Source organism: Armatimonadota bacterium (assembly GCA_016125185.1).
Taxonomy (GTDB): Bacteria; Armatimonadota; Fimbriimonadia; order Fimbriimonadales; family Fimbriimonadaceae; genus Fimbriimonas.
Genome location: WGMG01000001.1, coordinates 280,443 through 304,630, shown reverse-complemented (window position 1 = coordinate 304,630; position 24,188 = coordinate 280,443). Strand labels below are relative to the sequence as shown.

Genomic DNA, 24,188 nt, shown 5'->3' with positions numbered 1-24,188 from the left:
TCGCGATCGGTGCCCAATCTTTACATGCGGCCGCTTCGCCGCAGGTAGGACTGCACATTCCGAACGCACTCTTCGACGGAGTGTCGTTCGGTATCCACGACCAGTTCCGGCGTTTCGGGGGCTTCGTAGGGGTCGCTGATGCCGGTGAAACGGGGGATCGCACCGGAGATCGCGCGGGCGTACAAACCTTTGGGATCGCGGCGGATGCACTCGTCCAACCCACAACGGACGTAGGTTTCGACGAAACAGTCACCCAGGATTTCGCGGGCGAGGTCGCGCTGGGCTTTTGAAGGCGAAATGAGCGAACAGATGGTCAGCGTTCCCCGCTGTGCGAAGAGTTTGGCGACCTCGGCCGTGCGACGCACGTTCTCTCGGCGATCCTCGTCAGTAAAGCCGAGATCTGAGCACAAGCCGGAGCGCAGGAGATCGCCGTCCAGATGCATCACGGCAACGCCTTGGGCTAGAAGCGCATCGGTAATGGCGGTGGCGAGAGTCGATTTTCCGGCTCCGCTGAGGCCGGTCAACCACAGAACAGTGTTTAGCTTCGCGTTGGAAGCGACTTCGGCATCGAGGATCGCTTCGATACATCCAGCGGCGACGGTTTGGTGGCGAGGATCGACAAGGACGAACCCGCCAAGGTCACGGCTGTCGGCGAAGAGTTCCAACGGCGCGGACTGAGCCAGCTCGATTTCGACTCGGCAGACGTCGTTGACGGCGATAGACCCAGTGGGCGAGAATGCGCCGGTTTCGAAGTTAAGCTGTCCGAGAATAGATGTGACTTTGGCGGACAGCGTGCGAGGACCTTGGCGCAGTTGGTAAGTCATGCCGAGGCGTAACGCCTCCGGCTGGAGCCAGAAGAGCGTGGCGTGAAAAGTCCTTGCTTCGGTTGGCGGCGAGGCGATGGCGGACAGCCAGTCGCCACGGCTGATATCGAGTTCGTCGGCTAAGCGCACCGCGCAGGCGGAGCCGGACGGCGCAAGGTCAGCCTGATCGCCCGCAACCAGAATCTCTTCGACCACAGACTTATTGCCCGAAGACACTCGCAAGGTGTCGCCGATGCCCACCGATCCGCCAACCAACGACCCTGCGTAGTAGCGTCGATTTTCGCCAGCGCGGAGCACACTTTGGACGGCTAACCTCGCCATACCGATCTGCGACTCGGGTTCGAACTGGTCGATGAGATCGAGCAGGCAGTCACCCGTGTACCAGGGCATCGCCTCCGATTTCGAGCAGACGTTGTCACCGATCAAGGCGGAAATGGGGACCGCCTCGACGCGATTCGCCCCGAGACTGGTTGCAAAGCCGACCAGCGAGTCGCGAAGCTGGTCGAAGACTTGTTGGTCGTAGCCGACCAGGTCCATCTTATTAATCGCGAGGACGATCAGCGGGGTGCGGAGGAGGGAGGCGATGGCCAGGTGGCGGCGGCTCTGAACCGTCTCGCCCCGAAAGGCATCGGCAAGGACGATGACAACATCGGCGGTCGATGCGCCAGTGACCATATTGCGCGTGTATTCGACGTGACCGGGCGAATCGGCGAGGATGATGCGGCGGTCGCGGCTGTAAAACGTACGGAATGCGACGTCGATCGTGATGTTCTGCTCGCGCTCGGCGCGGAGACCGTCGGTAACGAGCGCGAGTTGGAGTTCTTCGGAGCCACGTCGGCGGCTGGAGTCTTCCAGGGCTTGAAGCTGATCGTCGAGGAGGGAATCGGTTTCGAGCAGGAGCCGACCGATGAGGGTGCTTTTGCCATCATCGACGCTTCCGGCGGTGGCGACGCGGAGGAGGCTCTTCATTTAGAAGTACCCCTGCTTTTTGCGATCTTCCATGGCAGTATCGGATCGCTTGTCATCTCCGCGACCGGAGCGCTCGGTGGTGCGTAGCGTGGAAATTTCGTCGAGGATGTCGGCGAGGTTCGAGGCGGTCGAAAGGATTGCGCCGGTGCAAGTGGCATCGCCAACGGTGCGAAAGCGGACGACTCGCTCAGTGGCGAGTTCATCGCCGTCAGGCTGCAAGAAGTCGGTGACAGCGTAGAGCACTCCCTCGCGCTCGAACACCAGGCGGGTATGGCTGAAATAAAGGTCGGGGACGGGGAGGTTGCGACGGACGATGTACAACCAAACATCGCGTTCGGTCCAGTTGCTGAGGGGGAAGGCGCGGAAGTGTTCGCCGGCGGAGTGGGCGCAGTTGAGGTGGCGACCGAACTCGGGTCGTTGGGCTTTGGGATCCCATTGTCCAGCCGAGTTTCGGCACGAAATGGCACGCTCTTTGGCTCTGGATTTCTCTTCGTCGCGGCGAGCGCCGCCGATGGCGCAGTCGATTTTGAGATCCCGGATGGCGTCCATGAGGGTGACGGATTGGATCGCGTTTCGGCTGGCGCGGGGACCGGTTTCTTCGACGGCGCGACCTTGATCGATGGTGTCTTGGACGAGGCGGACGATCAAGCGGGCATTATTCTTTTGTACAAAATGGTCACGAAACGCGATTGTTTCCGGGAAATTGTGTCCCGTATCCACATGGAGCAGAGGGAAGGGGAGGGGCATCGGCGCAAAAGCGCGGATCGCGAGGTGGGTGACGACGATGGAGTCTTTGCCACCAGAGAAGAGGATGACGGGGTTGGCGAATTGGCCGTAGACCTCGCGCAGGATGTAGATCGCCTCCTCTTCTAAATGGTCCAAATCGTCGAACATTTGCCTCCACCATTATCGCGGATTCCCTCGAAACCACTGAAAACGACAGTCATTTTAGACAATATTAGAGTCAAGTGAACAATTTACGAAAAAATGTATGAAAATTGTTTGAACAATTTTGGATTTCTTTGTATAATGTCCAGCAATTCGTCCAAGGAGTCGTTAAATGTTGGTTAGAATCGAAGCGAACAGAGAGAGGGGAGAGCGATAATCTGCTATGGCAAAGTCTTTGTCCCCTACCGTCGCGGCTACCGTTAACGCCATTCGCCAAGGCATTCAGAGCGGTACATACGCGTACGGCTCCTTCCTTCCCGCAGAACAGGAGATGGCGAATCAGATCGGCGTGAGCCGCGGAACGGTTCGACTTGCGATTCAAGTGCTGGCCGATGCGGGCGACATCACCCGTGTTCAGCACTCACGGCCGGTTGTCGGCATCCATCGCGACATCGCTCCGGTGACGAAGGGGACCGAGGTCCACGTGTGGGTGAGCCACCCAATCGCCGACGAGGCGACCCTGCGGTTCATGAAGGGGATTTCGGCGGGCCTGTTGGGGACAGGGTTTCGCATGATCGTCCGCGAGCCAACCCGATTCTTTGGCAACCACGTCAAGTCGGATGAAAGACAATTTTTGAGCGAAATTTTGGACAATCAGAATGTAGTTGGCGCGATTGTCCAAAGAGACCCTTACGCGGACAATTCGGACATCATTCGTGAGATCGTGCGGCGCGGGAAGCCGCTGGTCTTTGCCGACTGTCCGGCACCGGACGGAATTCTGGCCGACCACGTGGGTACAGCGAACCTCTCGGCCGCTCGCCAGTGCGTGCAGTACCTGATGAAGCTAGGGCACCGCGACATCGTTTGCGCGGCGGACAATGAGACTCCCCGACCGGCGCTCGACCGAATACAGGGTTATAAGCGGGCCATGCAGCAAGCGGGCCTTGGCGACCATACCGTTTGCCTAGTGGCGGACAACATGCCAAACCCCGAGGGCGAACCTTGGCAGTTGGCGGGCCGATATGTGGGTCGGCTTTCGAAAAACAGTCTTTACTCGGCGTGGGCGCATCGCCTCGCGTCGAAAATCCTCTCGCTCACTCCCCGCCCGACCGCAGTTTTCGTCACGTGTGACGTGCTTGCGTTCTGGCTGATCTCGTTCCTCGAAGGTGCAGGCGTCTCGGTCCCGAATGACATGTCGGTGATCGGATTCGACGGCCTTTCCCGGTGGGACAATCCCGAAAACGACACCCTCACAACGGCGTGCCAGGACTTTCTCGGCTTCGGAAAGTATGCAAGCGATCTTTTGCTGGATCGCATCACCGGCATTGCTGACTCGGCTCCCCGACACATCTTGTTAGAAGCACCACTCGTCATTCGGTCCTCGACCAAACCCGAACTGTCGGTCACTCCCAACGGTAAGCCCGCCGACCCCGGTTCCCCGCCCTAAATTCAATTGAAATACTTATGAGATCACGTAACAAAGCCTTTACCTTGATCGAACTGCTCGTCGTCATCGCGATCATTGCGATCCTCGCCGCTATCCTCTTCCCCGTCTTTGCCCAGGCAAAGGCTGCCGCGAAGAAGACTTCTTGTCTGAGCAACCAGAAACAGCTCGCGCTCGGCGCTACCATGTACGCCACCGACGTCGACGACATCTTTCCGTACGACAATGGCGGCGACCCCGGCAACACCTACTACGGCCAGCCGTACGTCAACGGCGCTATGGACCCGACGGCTCCCACCAACTGGGTGCGATCGGTCTATCCGTACATCAAGAACATGCAGATCTATTCTGACTCCGTCGCGATCGACCAAGACGGACACAACGGATGGGGATGCTTTGACAATAACGGCGCAGTTACCGCATTCTGCGGCAGCGCGGCGTTCAACGCCATTGCCGAAGGTAAGACCGTGACGGCTATGCCGGAACCGGCTTCGACCGTCATCATCAGCGAGAAATCGCAGAAGCAGAAAGTCTCCCAGTCGGCTCCTTCTTGGAACGGCATGAGCGACAGCAACTGTCCGAACGTCATCGGCAAGCCGACGACGAACCGATGCCCAACCGGCACTGACGGCCCAACGACGCACGTGAACCACGAGGGTGGCAACTTCGGCTTTGCCGACGGCCACGCCAAGTACTCGAAGAAGTCGCAGATGAAGTACAGCAACTTCGGTTGGACTGGCATCTGTCGATTCTACGGAAGTGGCACGACGCCTCCGAACGTGACGAACGTCGATGCGACCCTGACTCCGCTCTTGGATAAGAATCCTTGGACGGGTACCGGGTGGACGTACCGCAACTGGGACGTCACCTGTAACGGATCGGCTTTCTAGTCCTCCGACCGTTCGAACACCACGGCAGTGACTTCGCCCCCCGAGGTCACTGCCTTCGACCTTTGCTTATGGAAATCAATGGAATGAAAATGAAAGCCCTATTCTTGTCGCTCGGAATTCTCGCGTGCGGTCTCTTGGTCGCGGGTTGCGGCGAATCCGTGCCGGTGAATCCTAAGCCGGCCGATGGCACGAACCCTTACGTTCAGGGTACACCGGAGGAGAGAATCAAGAATATCCAGGCGGACACAAGCCTTTCTCCCGAGGAGCGCGAACGGCGCATTCAAGTGGTGAAAGAGCGAAACCACCTGAAGTAGCGACCCTTGGCCAAGAAACCGAATCTATCTGTCGACCAGTTGGTTCGGCAGGCATATGAACACTACCAAAAGGGGGAGTTCGGCAAGGCGCTTCGGCACCTTGAGAAGGTCCCCCTTTCTCTTCGATCCCACCTCGATTTTCTCCTTCTATCGGGCGCTTGCTTGGCAAAACTGAAGCGCGCGGACGAGGCCATTCCCGTGTATGAGCGGGTTTTGGAATTGGAACCCAATAACCACGATGCCCTGACCTGGCTCGCTTTACTGAGCGAACCGAGCGTGGCGATTGAGTATGCCAAACGGGCGGTTGCGGCTCATCCATCGGATGCGGAGAGCTACGGCGTTTTGGGGGTTGCACTGCTGGCGGCCAAACTGCCCTTTGAGTCCATCGACGCCTTGACGCAGGCGGCTCGGATCGCACCGAAGGTGCCGGAACATCGACATAACTTGGGTTTGGCCTTTGCGGCGGCGCATCGTAACGACGAGGCGATCGCGGCCTTTCGGGAAGCGATTCGGCTGGCCCCGGGCGCACCTCAGAACTACTTGGCGCAAGCTTCGGTTCACTCACAGTTCGGCTTGTACGGCGCCGCGATCGAGTGCTTGTCGGAAGGACTGGCAAAATGTCCGCGGCACGCGCCGCTGGAAACCGCGGTAGCGGGGGCGTACGCCATGGTCGGAAACGACGAAGAGGCCGAGCGACACCACCATTTGGCGATGCAGATTTCGCCGTCGGCGCGAAGTGGATACGGGACGTGGCTGATCAACCAGGGTCGGTTTGAGGAGTCGGCGGAGATTTTCGAGCGGATGCTCCGTGAGGGGAAGGACCGAGCGTACGCGTACTACAGCCTGATGCTGGGCAAGAAGCTGACAGGCTCCGACGGGTTCTTGTCGGAAATGGAAGGATTCTTGGCTTCCGGCGAATTGCGGGGCCGGGATGAAATGTACCTTCGGTACGCGCTGGGTCGAGCCTGTGAGCAGACGAAACGGTACGAGGAGGCGATGGGACACTTCGACCGGGCCAACGCCTTGGCATTGGAAGTAAATCGGACGGGGGCTTACGTCGATCCCGCGCGGTTTGCCGAAGAGCATCGGCAGATTCGAGAGCTCTATTCGAGCTTGCCAGAGGGGCGTTCTTCCAGCGACGCGCCAATCTTCATCATCGGAATGATTCGGTCGGGGACGACGCTTCTGGACCAGATTCTTTCGAGCCACCCGATGGTGACGTCGGGGGGCGAGCTTCGGTTTTGGATCGAGGAAACGCGGCGTTTGGTCCTGGGTGGCAAGCCGGACATGGAGGCATTGGCCAAAGAGTACGTCGAGTACGCGCGGTTGCTGGCGGGGGGAGGCGAGCGAGTGACGGATAAGATGCCGCTGAACTTTGCTTCGGCGGGGGTGATTCATCGGGCGTTGCCGAACGCCCGTTTTGTCCATATTCGGCGGAATCCGATCGATACGTGCCTTTCGATTTGGACCACGTATTTTGGTCCGGGGCCGGTGTTTGCCTACGACAAGCGGAACGTGGTGGAGTACTACCGCGAGTACCTGCGGACGATGGAGTTTTGGCGGGGCGAGCTGCCGGCGGATCGGCTGTTCGAGGTCGATTACGAGGACTTGACGGATCGACCAGCGGAGGTGATTCCTTCGATTATTTCGTTCCTTGGTTTGCCGTGGGACGACGCGTGTCTGCATCATGATGCGAACACGAGCGCGATCAATACGCCGAGTCGATGGCAGGCGCGTCAGCCGATTTATCGATCGTCGGTTGAGCGATGGCGGCGGTATGAGCCGTGGCTAGGTGAGTTTGGGGAGTTGGTGTAAGGGGTCGTCTTGGCTTGTGTTTGCGCCACCCCTCCAAGCTTGATGGGTTGGTGTTTTTGTTTTGAGCGCTGGTAGGTTACAGCTTCGCAGATGCTTTTACCGGTGCCACGGCTCATCTAAGTGGTGGGCTGGAAGCCCACCCTCCCAGGGGTCAGACGTCGCTATTAGGCTTGTTCGAAGGGATTTTGTACATCGTCAATTTAAACCCATCCACCCCATCGCTTCGCGCCACCCCTCCAAGCTTTGGAGGGGAAATGGGTTGGTCGGCACGCTGGATTTTGCACGGGTAAGTCACAGCTTCGCAAAGGTCATTACCCATGCTACGATTGGTCCGCGGGTTGGACTTTAAGCCCATCATCCAGACTCAGCGAAGCAGGCTTCGCCGACCAAAGCGATTGCAGGCAATCGCACTCCAAAAGAGGCTTTCATCACTCGTCGGTGAGAGGTCCTAACCAGTGGTCGTGACCTGTTCACGAGGTGGGCTGGAAGCCCACCCTCCCAGAGTTAGTCTTGATCGCCTCGGTCGGGGATGTGGGTGTGAATGGCGGCGGTTTCCATCGGCATTTCGTGTCTCACAGCTTGTCCATCGTGGGAGGCGTAGGGTTTGACCCAGCCTTCTCGGACCATGGCGTCCAGGCATTCGGTGAGGCGAGCGTGAGCTTGTTCGTCGAAGCGGGCACCGTGTTTGGCCATGAGGTCGGCGATGAAGGGCATCGCCTCATCCAGCTTTGGCGAATGGAAAAGGCCTTCGGTGAGGAATCCGAAAAAGCCGTAAACGGGGAGGACTTTGCCGTCGCGGCGGATGGCGTAGACGGGCTTGACCCCGCCCTTATCGAAGCGAGCGATTTTGACCTTCTCGGCTCCGGTTACGTCGATGACGAAGTGGGTGTAGCCGTCGAGAGCGCTGGTGGCGGGGGTCTCGGAGAGGCGGCCGGTGATCGAGTGGATTTGGTCGAGGCGGAGGAGCGCGAGTCCGGCGACCTCCATGTCTTCCTCGATGAAGCCACCGGTGCCGAGCCATTGGAACGCCTGGTCGCCATTGAGTTCAAGACCGGCGTCGCGGGCGATCTCGCTGGTGTAGTCCTTGAGCTGGGTGAAGTTAGCGTTGGCCCCGTACCAGTAGTCGGCAAAGCGGATGTGCTGGCGGACTCGACGATCGTTTCGGCGAGTGTAATTTTCGGCCATCCAGTCGACATCGCCTCCGTTCATCGCTTCCAGAATCATGAAAGCGGCTTCGCGGGCGCTGGCGTGAGCGAGGGTCATACCAGCGGAGAGAATGGGGTCGGCAAAACCAGCAGCTTCGCCGGTGAGAAGCCAGTTGGGGCCCGCCATTCGCTCGGCGACGAACGACCAATCCTTGGTCGTGGCAAAGCGGTCTTCGCGCTCGGCATTTTTGATGAGGCGTTGGAGGCGCGGTTCCTCGGCGAGAGCCTGTTCGTAGAGTTCCTCCATGGTTTTGCCGGACTTTTTGTAGTAGTCCGCGGGGCAGACGAAGCCGATGGAGGTTCGGTCGGGGCTGATGGGAATGAACCAGAGCCAGCCGTAACCGAGGGAGAGAATCTGGATGCGGGTGCCACCGATTCCGAGGGAGACGGCCCATTCGGCGTTGCGCCAGTAGTCCCAACAGGCGATATTTTTGAGAGTGGACGGCTCCTCGATGGCAACGTCCATCGCGCGGCGAAGGAAGCCGATGTGACCGGTTGCGTCAACGAACCACTTGGCCTCGACGCGGGTGCCGTCATCGAGGATGAGGGCGGTGACTTTGTCGCCGTCTTTTTCCACCTTGCGAACGGCGGTTTGGTAGCGGACCTCAGTTCCAAGTTCTTCGGCGTAGTCGAGGAGGATCTTGTCGTAGAGGGCGCGGTCGACCTGGAAAGCAGTGTAGCGGCGTTGGCCCTCGAACTTGCCGGGGCGAGGGGCGTCATCGAACTTTCCGTAAGGGAGAAAGTCGAAGTCCCAAAGATTGTCGGTGGTGCCCCAGCGATAAGTGCCGCCGATTTTGATGGGAAAGTTGGCGGCTTCGATGCGGTCCCAAACGCCGAGTTCGTCGAGAATACGGCTGATCAGCGGGAGTTGGCTTTCGCCGATGTGGTCGCGTGGGAATTGATCTCGTTCGAGGACGAGGACGCGAGTGTTTGGTCCGTATTTTTTGAGGAATCCGGAGCAAGTGGAACCAGAGGGACCACCGCCAATAATCGCCACATCGGTCGTGAGGGTTTGCATTGCAGAAAGCGGCGGTTATTTCCGCCGTTTATATTTTACGAGATTTGTGGTTTTTGCAGGTTGTTTTGCGACGTTTTCGCGTTGAATCGCCGAGGTTTTTCGGTTTGAGTAAAGTTGGTTTTCGCGTGGGCCTGAAACCAACGCTCCCAGAATCAGCGAAGCAGGCTTCGCAGGTCTAAAGCGATTGCGGGCAATCGCACTCCCAAATGGGTCGACGCCGGCCACAAATTTGCCTTCATGGCAAGATTCATTGCAGTACTTTGTCCTCCGTGGCATGGCATGGCTAGTGGCGAAACTAGGCAAAATAGCCTTCACTTAAAAATTACTGATTCAATATAATTCATCTCACCTTAAGAGATACATCCACGACAAATAACAGGAGAAATATGCATCTTTATTCGCTAACGAATGTCGCCAATTGTGAAGAAAAAGGTTGCGCCGTTTCCTGGTTCGGATTCACTCCAAATTTGGCCTCCGTGGCGGCGGATGATGCGTTGAACGGTACTCAATCCGATGCCGGAGCCCGCGAATTCTTTGTCGGAATGGAGGCGTTTGAAAGGGGTAAAGAGCTTGTCGGCGTGGATTTGGTCGAAGCCGGCACCGTTGTCTCGGACGAAATACGGCTGGCGGTCGTCCGAGGGCTCGCGCCCAAAGCTGATCACGGCCGGATCGGTCTTAGCAGTGAATTTGACGGCATTGCCGATCAGGTTGGTGAGGACGATCGACATGAGACGGTCATCGGCGATCACGTAGAGGCCGGGCTCAACATCGAACGACACACGGCGACCGGTGGTCGCACCTAGTGCGGCCTTGCCCACCAAATGCGCCATGGTGCTCAAGTCGACTTCTTCGGCTTGGAGTTCGGTCTCTCGAACCATCGTGAGGTCGAGAAGTCCAGAGATGAGGCGGCGCATGTCTTCAACCGACGACTGGATGAACTTCAGCGACTCCATGCTATCGGCATCCATGAGGTGCCCGCAGGTTTCTTGTAGGATGTAGGCAAAGCCCCCGATTCGATTGAGGGGGGCACGCAGATCGTGGGATGCGGCGGCACTGAAAAGCTTCAATTCCTCATTCCGGGCTTCCAACTCGACGAAGTTCTGCTGCAACTGAGCTTGGAGCATTTGCTTATCGATTCGAAGCTGACGGATTTCGAGCGCCCGCGAAATGACGGGGAGGGCGTCGTTGACCTTGAACGGCTTGAGGATGTAATCGACCGCTCCAGACTTCATAGCGTCGACGGCGGTCGCCACGGTGCCCTGGCCGGTCATGATGACGCAGACGAGATTCTGGTCGAGTTCGAGGGCGCGCTGGATGAAGGCAATGCCATCAATCTCTGGCATCATGAGGTCCGACAAGACGAGGTCGAACTCCTCGGTCCGTACCGCCTCCAGGGCTTCGAGCGGCGAGTTGTAGCCGACGCAGCGGTAGCCGAAATCCTGCAGGGTGTTGCAAAGGGCCTTCATGAGGGCGACTTCATCGTCGACGACGAGGATAGAAGCGGTGGGAGCGATCTCCCTTCCACTTTCGAGTTGGCTTGCGATGGTGAGGTTATTCCCGTCCATGTCGTTGACTCCTGGTCAAAGCGTCTTGTATTTCGAGGATCTTCGGTGGCTTGTTGAGCACGAAGTCCACGTGGGGAGGGACCTCGCCGTCATCAACCAGGCGTTGTCCCCAACCGGTCAGAAGGATCACAAAAGTATCCGGATGTGCCTCCTTGATGGCAGAAGAGACTTGGCGGCCATCGACGTACGGCATACCGAGGTCGGTGATGACGACCGGGTAGGGCTCATTACGATTGAGGGCGGCGGCGAATTCGTCGATGCCTGCCTGACCTCCGTTGGCAGCCGTTACCATGTGGCCCCGACCCTCGAGCGTGTCGCGAAGCGACTTGAGGATGAGGGGGTCATCGTCGACGATCAGGATGCGCATGTTGGCAATCCTTGTTGGATTCCAGACCGTAGTGCCGGTATCGCCGTTGTCCTTGCGGGCGGCGTCGAAGGTCAGACCGATCGTGGTTCCTTGTCCGACCTGGCTTTCGATGTAGAGGTTGGCTCCGTGGCGCTGCATGGTGCCGTAGACCATGGCCATACCGAGGCCGGTACCGCGCTCACCCTTGGTCGTGAAAAAGGGTTCGAGGCAGCGTCGCTGAGTCTCTTCGTCCATGCCCACGCCGGTATCGGCGACTTCGAGCCGAACCTGTTGCGAGTCGCTATCGCCTTCGGTGTAGCTGGTGCGGATGGTGAGGGTCCCGCCATTGGGCATGGCATCGACGGCGTTGAAGACGAGGTTGGTGAGCATCTCTCGAATTTCGCTTTCGATACCCATGATCTGCGGTAGGTCGGGATCGAGCTGGATTTCGGTTTCGATGCGGATGCCGCGCTGGAGCGGCATGTCGTTCCACCGTGCACGGGTGAGGTCGATGACCTCCCTCACGAGGCGATTGAGGGGCACGGGTGCGAACGTGAGTTGGGGCTCACGCTGGCGATAGAACTCGCGCATGCGAGCCACGGTGGCGGCGACGTCGTCGATGGAGCGGGCGATGGTCTCGAGGTAATCGCGGGCCTTCGGGCTAAGGCTAGGCTCGTTGGCGAGCAGGGACTCAGTGTAGAGGGCGACAGGCGAGATGGCGTTATTGATGTCGTGGGCGATGCCGCTGGCCATCTGGCCAAGAGCTTTCAGACGCTCCTGCTGCATGACCGCTTGTTGGGTTTGGCGGAGGTCGTCGTAGGCGGTCTGGAGGGCATCATGAAGACGGGCCTGATGGGCGGAGAGGGCGACGTGTTCGCTGAGTTGGCGAAGGAATTCGCATTCGCCGCTGCTGAAGCTGTTAGCCTCTCGGCGGGCGGTGACGAGGACGCCGAAGACCTCGCTTTCGACGAGTAGGGGCGAGAGGACGACGGAACGGAGACCACCCTTGGCAAGGCGGCGTGGGAAGGGGAAGTCCACCTGCGAGATATCGGGCTCGTAGACAAGGTTGCCGCGCACACATCGCGAAAGTCCGTTCTCGTCGATGGCGATCTTTGAGTTTTCGACCAAGGCGAGATCGGCGGAGATGCTCTCGCTGAGGATTCCGACACTGGAAACGGTGAGGAGGCTGTCAAGGGGGTCGTAAAGGCAGACGCAGCCGAAATCGACCGGGAGCTGGTCTTCGAGACTTCGGACCACGACCTGGAAAATGCTTTTGATGTCTTGGCGCTCGCCGGTGGCGCGGGTGATGTGGTGGAGCAGATTCAGGCGTTCGAGCTGCGCTCGGAGCTTTTCTTCGGCCAGCTTTTGATCGGTGATATCGCGAATGAAAGCGCTGTATTCGATGCGGTCACCGGTGGGGATCGGCGTGATTGAGAGTTCGATGGGGAACTCGCGGCCGCCTTTGTGGATGGCAGCGAGTTCCAGGCGCTGATTGAGAACGCGAGCCTCGCCCGTTTCGGCGTAGCGAACAATTCCGTCGCGATGGGCTTGGCGGAAGGCAAGGGGAATGATGGTGTCGGCCAATTCCCGACCGATGACCTCGTCGCGAGAGTAGCCGAAGGTGGAGACAGCCTGGGGACTCCAACCGGTGATCCGGCCCAGTTGGTCGATTGTGACGACGGCATCGAGAGCGGTTTCGACAATGAGGCGTGTCCTTTCTTCACTGGTACGTAGGAAGTCTTCGGAGCGCTTGCGATCGGTGATGTCTGTGGAGATTCCGAAAGTGGCAAAGCAAACGCCCTGCTCGTCGCGGAGGGGCGATTTGATAGAGTAATAGTAGTGCCGTCCGTCTTCGAGATCGCCGTAGTCCTCTTCGATGAGAGCGACATCCGACTCTGCGATTTTGCGGTCGGATTCCCGAAACTTTTCGACGGTTTCGGACGAGAGGAAGTCGTGGTCGTAGCTTCCGATGAGCTTCTCTTTGGTGGTGAGGAAGAGTTCGCAGAAGAGCGAGTTGGCGTAGAGATACTTGCCATCGAGGTCCTTGACGTAGATGACCGCGGATGAGTTCTCCATGATGCCTTCGATGAGGCTCTGGGTGCGCTTACGCTCTTGGATTTCAGCTTCGAGGTCCGCCGTGCGCTCTCGCACACGTGCGTCGAGTTCGTCTCGCTCTTGCTGGAGCGTTTTTGCCTGGGTCTCGATACGGTCGGCCATCGTGTTAAAGCTTTGGCCGAGTTGGCCGATCTCGTCTTCGCTTTTGTTTGCGACGCGGGCGGAGAGGTCTCCATCGGCGAGCGCGCCGGTGACATCGGTGAGGGCTCGAACTGGGCTGAGGATGGGCCGGGCAAAGACGCCGCCAAGGGCGACGGCGACGAGGGCTATCGCAAGGCCAAAGAGCAGCCTTTCGCGGGCGATGGTCCCGAGTTTGGCGTCAATTGAGGCCTCGGGAATAGCGGAAAAAACGGTCCAAGAAGTGGTCTGGAGCCGACGGGCAACACCATACTTAGCGACACCGCTGACCGAAACGCCCCGGAACATGCGGGTGGTTACGCTGGCCGCCGTGGCTTTGTCGTACCACTCGGGAGCGGAGGAGACGTCGTCCATTTGCGAGGCAGTGTTGGGACCGAACCGCTGATCGGCAGTTAGGGTTTCCAAATCGTCGGGGCTTAATTTGCCTGATGGGCGAAGAGCGCCGCCCTCGAAGGAGGAATCGACGATTCGGATTCCGTACCGATCAAAGACCGAGGCATTGCTGCCGGCTCCCACAAGTTCGTTGGTTTTGGCGACAATATCGTGCAGAGCGGAAGCTTTGACTAAAACGACGACGACCCCTGTCACCACCCGATTTGAGTTGAGGATAGGCGTAGAAAAAGCAATTCTCGGCTCGTCCTGCGTCCCTGGGTCATAGGTGTAGACATCGGAGATAGTTGGTTTGCCGGCCAGCGCTTCCTTGACATACGTATGAAAGGAAAGGTCCTTGTCCGCCAGGCGATCGTCGGTCGCAACAACCACCCTTCCGGTAAGGCCCAAAACACTAATCGCGATGATACGCTTGTCGCTGGTAGGCCAAACCTTGAGAATCTCCTTGGTGCGGGCAACAACCTGCGCCGAGGCGGGTGACGAAGGCACCGATTCGATTTCGGGGAGGCGCGAAATACGATCTCCGGTTCTCAGCCATGCTCGATTAAATTCGTCTAGGCGCTCTTGGAGTTGTTCACAACGAGCAGTGAGCAGGGCGGCCGTGTTTTCCTTCAATCGGCTCTGGCTTTCGTAGAGGTCGACGAACGACGCGAGGATGAGAGGCACGATGGAGGCCGCAATCAGAAGCGCCGCAATTTTGTACCGAAGTCGCCAAGCCGAGAAGAAGAAAACCTTCCGCATACACCCTTCAAAAGTTCACGACTTCATCGATCGCGATCTTAACTTCCGCACCGGCCCCCCCCCACGGCTACCAGCTCACTTAGCCTGGTTTCCGACAACAGCGAATTATATACGTATCTAAATGATAAAAACATGTCTCGACCCTTTCGAATACGATTTTTTCGCTCGGTTGTCGTTAGAAAGGCGCACTTACCAAGTGCAACCCCTTTGTTCAGACTTGCCTTTTATCAAATCAGTCGTATGGCGCAAACGAATTGGGACCAAGTACCCCCTCACCAGTCTGCGCGTTGACCTTGTCCTTTTATGGACGGGCCAGAGGTGTGGGTTGGAGCAGGGATTTAGCCGGGAATGCCTTGGGTGAGGCGAAGACGATCTCGGTCGGCGATGGGGGACGTTCCGAACATGCGGGAGTATTCGCGGCTAAACTGCGACGGGCTTTCGTAGCCGACGCGGTACGACGTGCTGGCGGCGTCGGCATCCTCGGCGAGCATGATGGCGCGGGCCGCAAGCAGGCGAATGCGCTTTTGATACTGGAGCGGGCTCATCGTGGTGACGTGCTTGAAGTGCTGGTGGAACGACGACGGGCTCATACCCACGAGGGCGGCCATTTCTTCGACACGGATCGTGCGGGCGTAATCGCGACGGAGGAGGCTGATGGCCTCGGCCACGCGTTCCATGATGCCGCCGCGGACAGCGATTTGGGCGAGTCGGACTCCGTACTCAGTATGAAGTAAGCGGTAGAACAACTCACGCGTTGCCATGGGGGCGAGAATGGGGATATCGTTTGGCGAATCGAGCAGGCGGGCGAGGCGCACGACGCATTCCAGCATCTCCTCTGACGTTTGTCCGACCATGACGCTAGCGGCTGAATGGCGACTCGATTCGAAATTAATTCCGGACTGGACGATCAACTCGCTGATGAGTTGACGATCTATTTCGATGGCCAAACAGAGGTATGGCACTTCTTTCGAGGCGATAACGACTTGCCCCACGACGGGCAGATCCACAGGCACGACCAGACACTGGCCGGGCCCATAGGTGTAGGTTTGATTTTCGAGCGCGATCTCCTTTGCCCCCTGGGCGAGGATGCAAAAGGAGGGTCGATAGACGGTTGGCGTTTTGATGAACGGGACGGTGTAATAGAGGCTGATTAGGCCCGGTACGGCGGTCTCGGTTGGACCTTCTTGGCCGGAGTTTCGGCTAATAATGGTTGCCAACTCCGCCGTCAATTTGCTTGCTCGGTCTGTCACTTCAGTTTGAATTATCGTAGCACCTTGCCTATTCCTCTAAGAAGTCTTATTTTACACATTAGAGGATTAGGCAAGGAACGCGGAGATCTTGGTAGTCATCTTTGGAGCTACCTGGGGAAAGCTATGGTCATGGCAACGAACAAGATTTCTCTCATCACCGGCGGAAGCCGCGGCCTTGGCAAGAGCATGGCGCTCCATCTGGCGCAGAAGGGCGGCGACGTGATTCTCACCTACCGATCTAAAAAGGAGGAGGCCGACGCGGTCGTGGCAGAGATCGCCGCGATGGGCCGCAAAGCGGTGGCTCTTCAACTCGATGTATCGGACAGCGGGTCGTTCGCTGGGTTCGTGGAGCAGGTTCGGTCGGTTCTTGATTCGACTTGGGGACGGACGACATTCGACCATCTGGTGAACAACGCCGGGACCGGCTACCATGCGGCGTTCGCCGATACGGACGAAGGTCAGTTTGACGAGTTGGTGAAGATTCACCTGAAGGCTCCCTACTTCCTAAGTCAGCGCCTACTGCCTCTGATCGCGGATGGCGGCAAGATATTGAACGTGTCGTCGGGGCTGTCGCGGTTCTCATTCCCTGGGTACTCGGCGTATGCGTCGATGAAAGGCGGCGTAGAGGTGATGACGCGGTACATGGCGCGAGAGCTTGGGGCGCGGAAGATCACGGTCAATGTGCTCGCACCGGGCGCGATCGAGACAGACTTCGGCGGCGGACGAGTTCGCGACGACAAGGAGTTGAACCAGTTGGTGGCTTCAATGACTGCACTTGGGCGGACTGGCCAGCCAGAGGACATCGGTTCGATTACGGCGGCTCTGCTTTCGGAGGATTCGAACTGGGTGACGGGTCAGCGGATTGAAGCGTCGGGCGGAATGCTTCTCTAGGGCGTCAACACGAACGGACCAACTGCCGACGCTGAAGGTCGAGTGGAGTGGGGACGGCGAGCGAAAGCTCTCGTCCCTGCTTGGCGGCGACGGCCATTTGGAGGGCCCGTTCGGGTTCGCCGCTTTGCGAATAGAACTCGTCAAGCATGTCTGCCGCGCACACCCCGAACTGGGTGAAGCCGGTGGCAAGTGACTCGCCAACAATGGTCTGCAGTTTGCAAACAGCCGAACCCAAATCGCCGCTTCCAGCCCCGGCGATGGCGGTCGTCATATCGACAAGATGGAAGATTCGGCGATGGCCGAGTCCGCTCGTCACTCTCTGGGGCCAATCGAGGACGCTCACGGCTTCATCGAGGCGTCCGACCGAGGCGAGGAAAAAAGCCCGGCTACATCGCGCGTGGGCGAGGCTGAGCGTATCGTCGAAATATTCTTCGCCCTTTTCCAGGAGCCGAATTCCTTTTTCGGATTGACCGAAGTAGGTTAGCACGGTTCCCTTAAGGCGGAACTTGTGGGCAAGCATTTTGCGGTTTTCGGTGCCCTGGGCCACGGCGTCGGAGATGGCAGCCACGCACATCGCCTGGCGGGGTCGACCGAGCCGGGCATACACCTTGCCAAGTTCAAAAGTGACCTCCGAAGCTAGCTCTTGATCGGACCAACGCTGGGCTTCGTCGAGCGCACGGCGCAGGAGGCGAGCCGAAGTCATTAGGTTTTCTTCGGCCGTTCCCCGCCAGAAGAAGGACCACCCGTGTAGTTCCGGGCTGGTGCGAGCGGCGGTCTCGAAGAGGCGGCGCAGGACGGGAAACGAGATGGCGTGGACCAAGGCGGACGACGAGCGGAGCATGGCGTAGAAGCCGCGAACGTCGTTTTGGGCCAACCACATCAGAGAGTGGGAAAGGCTGTCGGTGGCCTCTTCGGCGGCCTCTCGGCCTTCGACTTCAATCTCCGTCCGCACGCGCTCGTACCATTCACCGGTGTGTCCAGGCATGAACGTTTCCGATGATCGGAGGGCTTTGTCGTGGTAGTCGGATCGGACGTTGAAGGCTTGGGCGAGGCGGCAATGGTCGGAAGTGGCTTCGATGGCTTTGTCGCCCAGAACCTGGCGGAGCGAATAAACGGCTTGCCGGAGGCTTTGCTTGGAATGGGTCTCGGGCCACACGATCTCGGTGATTTCGCCGCGAGAGAGTCCGTGGGGATGGGACACCAGGAGGACAGCAAGAAGGGACTCAAGCTTTTTGGAGCGCAGGTCGCGGAGCACCCCGTCGGCACCAACGAGTTGAAACTCTCCAAAGAGCTGAACCTGCCATTCGATGGTTGGTGTGATTGACGCTATTTGACGCCTCCTCGTTACCTTAATCATAGCCGAAGGTGGGCCAAATGAGTGCTTTTGTCCTGTTGACCGATGCTTGTGGGGTTATCGGCCCACCCGAGGCGGACCAACCAAACAGGATCGAACCATGGGAAAAACCGAAGAGTCTCGACAACAACTGCGCGATCTCTTGTCGCGACGCGATTTCATGTACGCCGCAGGAGGGGCGCTGGCCGCTATGAGCCTTTTTGGACTGATGGGGTGCGGGGGAGGAGGCACAGGTGGCATCGCCGACTCGCTGGTCTCTGTCTCCGGAGTCGTGACCTTGCCGAACGGCTCGTCGCTCGATCTTTCGACGATGACGGTCGATGTCATGGGGCTTTCCTCCTCGATTACGTCGCCGAACCAGTTTTCGGCCCAGATTCCGTCGAACTCTCCATCGCTCGCCCTGTTGGTGGATTCGGGAGGGGAGGGCGTTTTGATGGCGATGTTGGACCCAGCGGGGACCTCGCACGCCATTTCGGCGCACACGACGGCGGTCACCCTCTTGTACTACGCGACGAGCGCGTATTTATTCCCTGGCACAGCGATGGCCAAAATCCTTTCGCTGTTGGACGGCGACCCAGCAATTGCGGCGCTGGAGGCGGCGGTTGCTTCGGCAATTGTGAGCGATCCGCACGCCTTGGCGAACAATGCCAGCGGGCTGGGGCAAGCGATTACGGATGCGCTTACGACGATTTTGGGCGGGCCGAGCGGGAATGTTACCCACGGGCTGGCGGCAGTCGCCTCACCGGCGACTCCCAACGTACCCACGCTGATGTACGTCTCGCCGACGGACGAGCAGAATGGCGTGATGGTCAACCAGGACGCGACGACGACCTCGCTTCTCATCTCCAATTCGAAGCGGCGGCCTTGTAAGGTGTACGTTTACGAAACGACAACGCTGACGGTCAACCAAACCGCAGACATCAATCCGGCCAAGAAGGTGGCTGGGCCGTTCGATCTGGATTCAACCGAGAACCTGAGCCTGTTTACGTCGCTGAAGGACTTCACGACGTTCTTCCACGGCACATCGCCGTGGTCGCCAGTGAACCTACCGGCGATCCCGTTGGCATTGGAGACGGGGACGGACCGGACGACCTACCACGTAGTGGTGCTGGCGTCGTCGTTCAAGACGCTTGGCGGCGACGCGTTCGAGCCGGCGTTTTTCCATGACTCGCACTACGTGAATGAGCTGGCGAAGTGGCGGCAGGACAACGCTAACCTCTTTTACGTGTCGCTGTTCGGCGACATTCTGCTCCCGATCTTCTGCTTCTTCGGTGGATTTGGATGCATCGTGGCGGCGCGATCCGTCGTTGCGGCGGCAGTTCTGGCTCCGGCGGCAGTGGCCTCGGCTACCTTTGCCCGGGTCATCAGCCAGCTTGAGTATGGAAGCATTCCGGGCGTTTCGGCGGCGTTGGCGACGATCGTTCGCGATGCGATCTCCAGCGACACCTCGACGCAGTTTTGGAAGGAGGAGATTCGGCAGGTTATCGGCGCAGCGGAGGCAAAGGCGCTGGAATCGGCCTCGCTGGCGGCGACAGGAACGCGGCTTTCGAAAGCCAGCAAGATGTTTTTGAGCGTGTTCGAGCCGATTTTTGCGGCGGGTCTTTTGCTCGACGGATTCGACCTCGGCGCGGTGATTTTGGACGTATACAACTCCGACCTAGGCACGGCTTGGAACGCGCTATTGATTCGCCAATCACTGAACTTGCGCCCACAGAATCCGGTGATCCATGCGGGCGAAAGAGTGAGCTTTGCGATTACGGCTCCGGCCAACTCGAACGGAAACTTCGAATACGACTGGACGCAGACATCGGGGTTTGCGACTCTATCCGCAGTGGGTGAGGTGAATGTGGGGAACAAGATCACGACGAAGCAACTGACCGTCGATCTGATTACGACAGGGTCGGACACTCAGCCGATCGAAGTCTTGGTCATCGGCTACGACACGAGTTCGGGCCAGCGGGTGGAGGTCGGGCGCTCGGGCACGACGGTGAAGTTCCTGATTCCGGCGCAGATTCTGCCGACGAGCCCGTTGCTCCAGAAAGGCGAGCATCAGACCTTTACGGTAGAGGTGTCGGGCGGGGCTCCTAATGGGGTGAAATACCGATGGACGCTGACCGGGAATGCGGGCACGATCGGCAGTTCGCCGGTAACAACTTCGGCGCCAATGATCGCCTATACGGCGACGGCGGACGGAAGCGACATCCTGCACGTGGATGTGTTGGACTTGAACGGCAACGTGATCGCCAACGCGGACAATTCGATCACGGTTGGAGCGACGCCGAAGCTCGATCTGACGATCGCGGGAACCTGGGATCCCAACCAGACTCCGCCGAACGGCACGTACCATTTGTTAGGACCGGATCCGAATGGCGGCCGACAACCGGTCAATTCGACGACCGACGCGCTGTCCTTCGTTTACGGCGTGACTTCGACAGGCAACGATGCCGCGACGATGCTGATCGCCGTCGGCAAGGGTCAAACGCCGACGGTCAACCAGACGTTTACGCGGGTGCCGCCGGGGACACTTATGTCGGTTGGACAGTTCGTGATGTCGCTGGATACGAACCTCAATAATCCCGACGATCCCAATTCGTCTCTGTATCCGGTTGGGACGGGGGGAACGCTGACGGTGCAGGGGGTCAGCGTTTTGAACAATGGAAACATGCTGATTCAGTATTCGACGACGGTAACGAACAGCTCGGGCGGGACGGTCGTTGCGACGGGGTTCTGTGTGTTGATCCCGTAGGGCCGGTTATCTGGCCCGTCTCCGATTCTCGGAGCCACCCCTCCTTCTGTGTTCGGGAGGGGAATTTGGTTGGTCGCTTTCTTCGGCGAGGTTCTTTATGCGCTTTAGCGATGGGCTGGCGTCCCTCTATCGAATCCTGCCCCCCTCCGGTTCGCTTCGCGTTGCTCGCTCACCGACCCCCCTTCAGTGGGGTAGCGTGGTTAATAGGCTCGCTCGAAGTTTTAGCGTCCGATCATCTCTTTGAGCGGGCGATTCCGGTTCGATCCGCCCACCTTCCCAGAGGGGCTGTCTCTCTTATGAAGCACCGAATTCGCGGAGGACGGCTTTGACGTCTTCGCGTTTACCGGCTTGGTTGAGCATCGAGACTCCGAATTTATTGGCGGGGGCGGTTGGGTCGGCGCCCTTTTCGAGGAGGAGCCTTGCGACCGCGACATAGTCGCCTTTGGGATTGCGGCACCATTGCGAGCCGTGGGCGGTCCAGCCGAGCGGTGGACTGCCATGGACGGCGTCGCAAAGATCGAGCGGGACACGATCGACAAGTAGGCGCACGACGTCGATGTATCCGAACCAGCAGGCGGTGTGGAGGGCGCTTCCCGAATCCATTCCGGGCGCGGTGGGGTCCACTCCCGCCTTCAGAAGCAGGCGAACGGCCTCAGCACGACCTTCTTGAGCCGCATCGGCGAGGGCTCGAGCGTCGGGTCCCATGTCTCTTCCGGCATCGGGATGGGCAGCGAGAATGGCGTCGACCTCCTTTGCGTCTTCGCGCAGGGCGGCGACGAGCAGGCGACGGGCGGGCGCGGCGTGTTCCAGCAGAACGGCTTCCACCTTTTGGTGGCCGAGCTTGGCGGCGAACTGATGGGGCGTCATGGTCGGCCCGGCCGTGTAGGCGTAGATGTGACCGCCGTTCGACTTCTTGGTGACGAACTCGCCCTGACCAACCCGAGCATCAATAGCCTTGGGATCGTCTTTGAGGATTTGACGGAGGAGGTCGGGGTCGTCGAGCGCGACGGCGGTGAAGACGTCGGGCTTGGCTCCATGGGCAAGCAGGACGCGAAGGACCTCGGGGCGTTGCACCTGATATTGGATCGGCGTTCCTTCGTGGTCCACGTCGCGCTGTTCGAGGTCCGCGCCGCGTTCGATCAGAAACTCGGCGATCTCGGCGTTGGCGGCGAAGTGAAGCGGGCGCATGCCATCGCCGCCGGGAGCGTTGACAAGGCTCGGATCCTGGTCGAGGAGCTGGCGCAAGACATCGAGGCGGCCGTGCGAGGCGGCGGACCAGACGTCGAACTTCGCACCGAGGTTCAGCAAGAGGTCGGTCACCTCGTCATCCGCGTGGTCGAGCGCGCCGAAGCCGCCCGCCCACCAGCCGGTGCGCTGGTTGGGGTCAGCGCCATACTTGACGAGGATCGGCACGATCTCCTTGGCCCTCGGGTTTCGGCTCGCGGGCACGATGGCGGGCGAATCGAACGAGAAGATGGGGTCGTTGATGTGTTTGCGCAGGTTCGGCTTGCTCTTGAGAAGGGTCTCGAGAGCAGCGGCATCGCCGCTGTGGACGGCGTTTTGGAATTGCTCAAGCAGGGCCGGAGTTTCGACCTGATCGACCAATTTGGGCCAACTGGAGAAGCCGTATTTGCGGGCGATGAGGCGTTGGGCGTCGGCGAGTTTGACCTTAGCGGGGTCTAGGCCGTCGGCGGATTGATCGCCCTTTTGGAGAGCGCGGAGGAGTTCCTTCGCTTGGATACGGAGCTGCCGGACGTCGGCTCGCTCGGGTAAGGGTTCAGACATATGTACCTTCGATGCACTTCGCCCGTGGTCCGCGAACAGGCAGCAACAAAGGTCTTCTGTTGACCAATTTCTCGATTTTGGATGGACTCAGTCCTTTCCGCGGACCCGGTGGCATTCCGAACGCCACCGATATGTTATCACAGTTTTTGGCGGGGATAGGATTTTGGTCGACGTTGAGATTTGATTGCGGATTTTCCCCTCCCGTCGTTCCTAGGAATCGGAACGACACCCTTCCACGCCAAAACTGCCTTTGTGGCAGTTCCAACTGTGGACCCTCCAGATTTCCTGCGGAGAATCTGGAGAGGGAACGGGCGCATTGCTATTCTTCCCAACGGTAGCGGAAGTCGCAGTGGGGTGCCCCCTGCATGATGGTTTGGGTTCGGGTGAGTTTGAGGCGGGGATCGTAGCCGTCGCAGAAGCTGGCGTCGCGATTGCAACTGAGCAGGTGGCCGATCTCTTGGAGGCCCATTTCGCGGTACATCTCGGCGTAGCGGCAGCGGGTGACGTTGAAGTCGAATTGGGTGTCGTTCTGGGTGAGGGTCTCGGTTTCGAGGGCGTCGTCCTGCTTCCAAAGCGGGAGTAGTTCGGCGAAATGACGCACGCTCGGGGTGCCGGATTCGGCAAGGGACTTTCCAAACTCGATCGCCTTAGCTTTGACAGCATCGGCGATGATTCGCTGAGCGGTTTCGACTCCGAACTCCGCTTTCAAAGCTTCGTAGATCGGCTTGACGATCTCGGCTTCGATGCGGCGGCGTTCGAGGATGGAGAGATTGGGTTCCACGGAATGTTCTACGGATTTTGGGCCTGGACTATTGGTGCGTGATTGAAATGTGGTCAAGCTCCGAGAAGTTTGCCTATTTCGGCTTGGTTTTTGAAAGACGCTCACTTCCCATGATTTCTTTGCAAGGGCGGGAGCTTCGAGACGCTCAACACCCCTAAACTACCGTTGTGAGCGAGACGCTCACAGCTCCCAGTGGGCCGACCTCCCTCATGAACTACTTCTTTCTGGTGGGCCTTTAGATTTCGACGTCGTCGCGGAGGGAGTAGGCACGGCCGTAGGCGTTGGGGTCGGCTCCGCCCGCCATCGACTTGGGGCCAGGGCGGAGAAGGCCCTGCATGACCATATCCCATGCGGCGTCCATGTACAGCCGGTGCAATTTGGGGATAGGGAGTGGGTCTTTTCCTTCCAACGGGGCGACGTACTCAATGATCTCCATGAGCCACGGCAGATAGAGATCGTAGCCTTTTGACCGCTCAGCGATGCTGTGCCGGGAGTGGGGGTCGAGGCCCTCTTTGATGAAAGCGATCATTGCTTTCTGCGCCTCTTGCGTGGTCGTTGCGCTTCGTGCTTCGCGCTCGTCGAAAACCGTTGCTATGCTTGCGTTCACACCCATTGTGATCATCTCGCCCTTAACCTTTACCACGTCGAAAAGGCGGCCTTGTTCACATTTTGCGCCTGATGGTCCCAGAGGGCAAGGACCTTTCCGATTTATCGGTGTA

The 24,188-nt window shown here is 58.9% G+C and carries 16 protein-coding genes; 6 read left to right on the top strand and 10 right to left on the bottom strand.

Annotated elements, in window-relative coordinates; genetic code table 11:
* Nucleotides 1-20: 20 nt before the first annotated feature.
* Together cysC and cysD are read right to left on the bottom strand one after the other, a co-directional pair.
* Nucleotides 21-1,793, bottom strand: coding sequence for an adenylyl-sulfate kinase (gene cysC / locus GC165_01305; GenBank protein ID MBI1331495.1), 1,773 nt, complete (start codon nt 1,791-1,793; stop codon nt 21-23).
* Nucleotides 1,794-2,687: a sulfate adenylyltransferase subunit CysD gene (gene cysD / locus GC165_01300; GenBank protein MBI1331494.1), complete on the bottom strand. Its 894-nt coding sequence runs from the start codon at nt 2,685-2,687 to the stop codon at nt 1,794-1,796.
* Between the two features lie 217 nt (nt 2,688-2,904).
* On the opposite strand from cysD, the gene GC165_01295 reads away from it, so the two are divergent.
* The 4 genes from GC165_01295 to GC165_01280 all read left to right on the top strand — a co-directional run bounded on the left by GC165_01295 (nt 2,905) and on the right by GC165_01280 (nt 7,144).
* Entirely contained in the window at nt 2,905-4,128 is a 1,224-nt protein-coding gene (locus GC165_01295; GenBank protein MBI1331493.1) for a GntR family transcriptional regulator, read from the top strand.
* A gap of 17 nt (nt 4,129-4,145) precedes the next feature.
* Nucleotides 4,146-5,015: a DUF1559 domain-containing protein gene (locus GC165_01290; protein ID MBI1331492.1), complete on the top strand. Its 870-nt coding sequence runs from the start codon at nt 4,146-4,148 to the stop codon at nt 5,013-5,015.
* An 89-nt stretch (nt 5,016-5,104) separates the two neighbouring features.
* Nucleotides 5,105-5,329 (top strand): hypothetical protein, encoded by a 225-nt coding sequence (locus GC165_01285; protein ID MBI1331491.1) that lies wholly within the window; start codon nt 5,105-5,107, stop codon nt 5,327-5,329.
* 6 nt (nt 5,330-5,335) lie between these two features.
* Nucleotides 5,336-7,144: a tetratricopeptide repeat protein gene (locus GC165_01280; protein ID MBI1331490.1), complete on the top strand. Its 1,809-nt coding sequence runs from the start codon at nt 5,336-5,338 to the stop codon at nt 7,142-7,144.
* Between the two features lie 504 nt (nt 7,145-7,648).
* Here the strand turns inward: GC165_01280 and GC165_01275 are convergent.
* From GC165_01275 to GC165_01260, 4 genes are all read right to left on the bottom strand, one after another.
* Nucleotides 7,649-9,367: a hypothetical protein gene (locus GC165_01275; protein MBI1331489.1), complete on the bottom strand. Its 1,719-nt coding sequence runs from the start codon at nt 9,365-9,367 to the stop codon at nt 7,649-7,651.
* 401 nt (nt 9,368-9,768) lie between these two features.
* Nucleotides 9,769-10,932 (bottom strand): response regulator, encoded by a 1,164-nt coding sequence (locus GC165_01270; protein ID MBI1331488.1) that lies wholly within the window; start codon nt 10,930-10,932, stop codon nt 9,769-9,771.
* Nucleotides 10,919-14,662 (bottom strand): PAS domain S-box protein, encoded by a 3,744-nt coding sequence (locus tag GC165_01265; protein ID MBI1331487.1) that lies wholly within the window; start codon nt 14,660-14,662, stop codon nt 10,919-10,921. Before GC165_01265 ends, GC165_01270 begins: the two co-directional genes overlap by 14 nt.
* Before the next feature lie 338 nt (nt 14,663-15,000).
* On the bottom strand, nt 15,001-15,912 hold the full coding sequence (locus tag GC165_01260) for a helix-turn-helix domain-containing protein (GenBank protein MBI1331486.1): 912 nt from the start codon (nt 15,910-15,912) through the stop codon (nt 15,001-15,003).
* A gap of 129 nt (nt 15,913-16,041) precedes the next feature.
* Here GC165_01260 and GC165_01255 point away from each other — a divergent pair, with 129 nt between their 5' ends.
* Nucleotides 16,042-16,803: an SDR family oxidoreductase gene (locus GC165_01255; GenBank protein ID MBI1331485.1), complete on the top strand. Its 762-nt coding sequence runs from the start codon at nt 16,042-16,044 to the stop codon at nt 16,801-16,803.
* Between the two features lie 4 nt (nt 16,804-16,807).
* Here GC165_01255 and GC165_01250 read toward each other — a convergent pair whose 3' ends face one another.
* On the bottom strand, nt 16,808-18,160 hold the full coding sequence (locus tag GC165_01250; GenBank protein ID MBI1331484.1) for a hypothetical protein: 1,353 nt from the start codon (nt 18,158-18,160) through the stop codon (nt 16,808-16,810).
* Between the two features lie 97 nt (nt 18,161-18,257).
* On the opposite strand from GC165_01250, the gene GC165_01245 reads away from it, so the two are divergent.
* On the top strand, nt 18,258-20,903 hold the full coding sequence (locus tag GC165_01245; GenBank protein MBI1331483.1) for a hypothetical protein: 2,646 nt from the start codon (nt 18,258-18,260) through the stop codon (nt 20,901-20,903).
* 294 nt (nt 20,904-21,197) lie between these two features.
* Here GC165_01245 and GC165_01240 read toward each other — a convergent pair whose 3' ends face one another.
* The 3 genes from GC165_01240 to GC165_01230 form a co-directional block, all read right to left on the bottom strand.
* Nucleotides 21,198-22,688: a hypothetical protein gene (locus GC165_01240; protein MBI1331482.1), complete on the bottom strand. Its 1,491-nt coding sequence runs from the start codon at nt 22,686-22,688 to the stop codon at nt 21,198-21,200.
* Nucleotides 22,689-23,007: 319 nt separating this feature from the next.
* Nucleotides 23,008-23,469, bottom strand: a complete 462-nt coding sequence (locus GC165_01235; protein ID MBI1331481.1) for a 2-amino-thiazoline-4-carboxylic acid hydrolase — start codon at nt 23,467-23,469, stop codon at nt 23,008-23,010.
* A gap of 235 nt (nt 23,470-23,704) precedes the next feature.
* The gene (locus tag GC165_01230; protein ID MBI1331480.1) at nt 23,705-24,112 is read right to left on the bottom strand and encodes a hypothetical protein; all 408 of its coding nucleotides are present in this window, start codon (nt 24,110-24,112) and stop codon (nt 23,705-23,707) included.
* Between the last annotated feature and the right edge of the window lie 76 nt (nt 24,113-24,188).

What these genes read in the sequence shown, in the direction of transcription:
- cysC (MBI1331495.1), bottom strand. Translation starts at nt 1,793, where the DNA reads ATGAAGAGCCTCCTCCGCGTCGCCACCGCCGGAAGCGTCGATGATGGC.
- GC165_01255 (MBI1331485.1), top strand. Translation starts at nt 16,042, where the DNA reads ATGGCAACGAACAAGATTTCTCTCATCACCGGCGGAAGCCGCGGCCTT.
- cysD (MBI1331494.1), bottom strand. Translation starts at nt 2,687, where the DNA reads ATGTTCGACGATTTGGACCATTTAGAAGAGGAGGCGATCTACATCCTG.
- GC165_01240 (MBI1331482.1), bottom strand. Translation starts at nt 22,688, where the DNA reads ATGTCTGAACCCTTACCCGAGCGAGCCGACGTCCGGCAGCTCCGTATC.
- GC165_01265 (MBI1331487.1), bottom strand. Translation starts at nt 14,662, where the DNA reads ATGCGGAAGGTTTTCTTCTTCTCGGCTTGGCGACTTCGGTACAAAATT.
- GC165_01290 (MBI1331492.1), top strand. Translation starts at nt 4,146, where the DNA reads ATGAGATCACGTAACAAAGCCTTTACCTTGATCGAACTGCTCGTCGTC.
- GC165_01285 (MBI1331491.1), top strand. Translation starts at nt 5,105, where the DNA reads ATGAAAGCCCTATTCTTGTCGCTCGGAATTCTCGCGTGCGGTCTCTTG.
- GC165_01250 (MBI1331484.1), bottom strand. Translation starts at nt 18,160, where the DNA reads ATGATTAAGGTAACGAGGAGGCGTCAAATAGCGTCAATCACACCAACC.
- GC165_01245 (MBI1331483.1), top strand. Translation starts at nt 18,258, where the DNA reads ATGGGAAAAACCGAAGAGTCTCGACAACAACTGCGCGATCTCTTGTCG.
- GC165_01295 (MBI1331493.1), top strand. Translation starts at nt 2,905, where the DNA reads ATGGCAAAGTCTTTGTCCCCTACCGTCGCGGCTACCGTTAACGCCATT.
- GC165_01270 (MBI1331488.1), bottom strand. Translation starts at nt 10,932, where the DNA reads ATGGACGGGAATAACCTCACCATCGCAAGCCAACTCGAAAGTGGAAGG.
- GC165_01275 (MBI1331489.1), bottom strand. Translation starts at nt 9,367, where the DNA reads ATGCAAACCCTCACGACCGATGTGGCGATTATTGGCGGTGGTCCCTCT.